Source organism: Paenibacillus sp. YN15, from assembly GCF_003285005.1.
GTDB lineage: Bacteria > Bacillota > Bacilli > Paenibacillales > NBRC-103111 > Paenibacillus_AR.
In genome coordinates, this window is record NZ_QMFA01000084.1 from 1 (window position 1) to 3163 (window position 3163).

A 3163-nucleotide genomic window follows, 5' to 3' on the forward strand; every position below is an offset into this window, starting at 1 on the left:
CCTCTCGTGTACTGGTTTATATTACCCAGTATTGACAGGCGCATTAACTGCTAACAGCGAGGAAGCGATTTTGATGAAATGTTATTTATGGATAGTGATGCCGAAAATTTATATAACGAAAAGATACTTTATTTAAATCGCTATTATAACTATAGCAACTCAGATATCAATCGTCTTTTGGCCGAAAAAATTGAAAAAGCTGATATAACTTTATTTGAAGCGGATGAACGAGAGACTTTTGTTTCGGTACTCGAAAAATTACAACATGTATTGGACATTAATATCGAAGATTTTATTGTTAGCTATACTAACTGTATGTTCTCCTTAAGTGATGTTAAGGGTTTAATTGAACTCGCCAATCTCTATCCTGAGGAATATGCTACTTTCTTTGATAAGCATGGTAAAGGTATAGCAAATTTAATTCTCGAAGCTATCAACGATGATGTGGGAAACGTAGAAAGTACCGAGGATGACATAAAAGGATTAATGGATGAACTTGAAGATGTTAGGGACTTTTTTGACGTAGAGATGAAAAGTGTCTTTACTTACTTAAAGGAAAAATTGGAAGATGTGGACAATGATGAGTCCGATCATTCTAATCATAGACTAGTAAATACACGAGAGGAGACATTTGATCAAAAAATTGAAGATTTGAAAATAGACAATATGTTTAGCTCACTTTTAAGATAATTCATGCCATGAAATATGTGAAAATTAAGTTAAACTATCCTAACAGAATTTCTCATGCAGTTGGGATGGCGCAATCAACAACCACCGTTGGAGATCGAAAAAATATAGTTTAGTTTTTGATAATTGTTTCCAGCTATACAGTGCAAAAAGGTCATTGGAACACTAGTTCCAATGACCTTTTAATGATAGTATGATGATAGAACATCCCATTGATGATAAAAGGTGATTATATGAGCTATGTATCTCTTGAGATGTCTATTCCCGTGGATAAAGACGGATTCATAGAACTCGAGTGCGACTATTGTAAAAACCGTTTCATGATAACAGGTGAAGAATTTAAAAATGGAGATTTTGTTCATATGTTTTGTCCAATCTGTGGACTACCTAATCGAATGAATACTTTTTTTACACCAGAAGTAATTGAGAAAAGCAGAGAATTGGCCAAGCAGTGGGCTTTTGATTATCTTCAAAAGACTTTAGGTCCTTCGATAAAATCGTTGAATAAAAGTAAGTTTCTAAAGATGGATTTAAAGATGCCTAAAGCTAATCCTAACTTTCAATTATATGAACCATCTAATTGTTATCTCAAAGTTAAGTTAAAATGTTGTGATTTTGAAGTAAAGATTAGAGAGATTGACAGACAGATTGGAGCCTATTGTCCTAAATGTGGAGGATGCCATATATGAATAAGAAAATCATAAGAAAAACCTCATCACAGTTTAGAAGGATATCCGCTCAATTCTTGTCAATGGAGAGTGAGGAGGAATTTAATTTCCTTGAAGATTTATTGAACTTTATTGATGGAGATGTAATATTATCCGATTACATAAAAAAATGCAGCATAAATCAATACGATATTGCAGCCACTATAAGTGAAAAACCTACTTGGAGACCACTAGTTTTACCATCAGGAATTGAACAGGTAGTATCTTATGTTTATCAGTTGCTTAATTATTTCAAGGAAAATCCCAATAAATTTCGTGGAATGGTGCTCTACTATACTTCAGACAAATCATACAGGGAAAAGTACCAAGCGTTTACAAGAAAAACAGTTGCCCCTTTTATTAACTATCTTCTCAACTACTTGGAAGTGTGTTTAATTGATGCTGACATTGATGACTCAAATGAGCAGAATAAGAATACAAAGGTTTTCTTGTCTTATTGTAGTAAAGATTCTGCTATAGCTGATATAGTTGATACTCAACTTCAAGAAGTTTTAATCCCATATGGCATTTATATTTCGCGTGATGAGCGTGATGTAATGTACAAAGAAAGCTTTAAAGATTTTATGAATAGCATTGAAGAACATGATTTTGTTGTTATGATAGTTAGTGATTCATACTTAAAGTCGCGACCATGTATGTATGAAGTGTTGGAAATTATGAAGAATAGAAAATATGAAAAGAAGATGTTGTTCATAGTTTTATCTGAAAATGAAAGACCTTTTTACAAAGGAATTGACGATGACTTTTTAGTCGGAGCAAATGTTTATAATGTCGCTGGGCGTATTGCTTATGCAAAATATTGGGCGCGGGAAGAATCGAATCTTCAGGAGCTAATTCAGAGTATTGATAGTCCCTTGAACACAATTGAGCCCATCAAAGAGCTAAAAATAATTAAGAAAATTCTCATGGATATCGATGAATTTACATCAATGCTAGCTGATAGAAAGGGTATTTCTTTTCAAAAAATGAAGGAAAGCAATTTTGCGCCGATAATTGAACTTTTGGTATCGGTGTAAGGAGAGCGCACTAAAAAGACTTAAGTGAATAGAAATTTCTGAATTAAGAAACTTTTACCTGATCATTAGTACGCAATTGACACAAAGAAGCTCCGCATATATGATGCAAAATAATCTCAAAAGCATCCGCGTTATTCGCCGCGGCTCGGTTGCCCCGTATTTTTGGGGCTGTGAAACCGACCACGGCGGTAGAGCGCATCGCTGGCAGCGATGAGGTCAGGGGTTCGATCCCCCTAGGCTCCATAATAAAAAAGCGTTGACCATTGGGTCAACGCTTTTTTATTGGAGCCGCAGGCCGGGATGGGGCCCCTGACGAAGGGGTTCGCCCGCGCGCAAGGAGCGAAGCGGACGAGCACGGCGTCTGAATCCACCGCTGGGATCTGCTTCGTCGAATAGTCTTCGTCAGCCATTTAAATCGAGATTCGGACATGCCCCTAGGCTCCATATTGTGCAAAGCCGCTACACACAATCACTCTCTTGCAAACCCCATAGCATTCATCAATATGACTGTTGCCGAGGTATTTCATAGCCCCAAAGCTGACTCCTGCGGACACTTGGCTATCTGTTTGACGGTGGCACGCATTCCTGCCTTCTTCAACAATGTGGTAATGATCTCCTTGAAAATGACTTGGCCGCTTACCAGTGTGCTTCCCACTGGGGAAATAAGGCTCTTCGCCGTTAGCGATGCAAACAGCAGTTAGTAGTCATTAAAACCTTTGAAAATCGGACAAG

Annotated in this window: 3 protein-coding genes and 1 tRNA gene; all 4 read left to right on the forward strand. The window is 37.0% G+C overall.

Annotated features, from left to right (window positions below):
- Nucleotides 1-78 precede the first annotated feature (78 nt).
- The 4 genes from DQG13_RS30185 (at nt 79) to DQG13_RS30195 (ending at nt 2674) form a co-directional block, all read left to right on the forward strand.
- Nucleotides 79-690, forward strand: a complete 612-nt coding sequence (locus tag DQG13_RS30185) for a hypothetical protein (protein ID WP_113023904.1) — start codon at nt 79-81, stop codon at nt 688-690.
- 230 nt (nt 691-920) lie between these two features.
- A complete protein-coding gene (locus DQG13_RS30620; RefSeq protein ID WP_146767241.1) occupies nt 921-1376 on the forward strand; it encodes a hypothetical protein in 456 nt (151 codons plus the stop codon).
- Entirely contained in the window at nt 1373-2431 is a 1059-nt protein-coding gene (locus DQG13_RS30190; RefSeq protein ID WP_181593104.1) for a toll/interleukin-1 receptor domain-containing protein, read from the forward strand. Before DQG13_RS30620 ends, DQG13_RS30190 begins: the two co-directional genes overlap by 4 nt.
- A 142-nt stretch (nt 2432-2573) precedes the next feature.
- Nucleotides 2574-2674: transfer RNA gene (locus DQG13_RS30195), tRNA-Ala, on the forward strand.
- Nucleotides 2675-3163 lie beyond the last annotated feature (489 nt).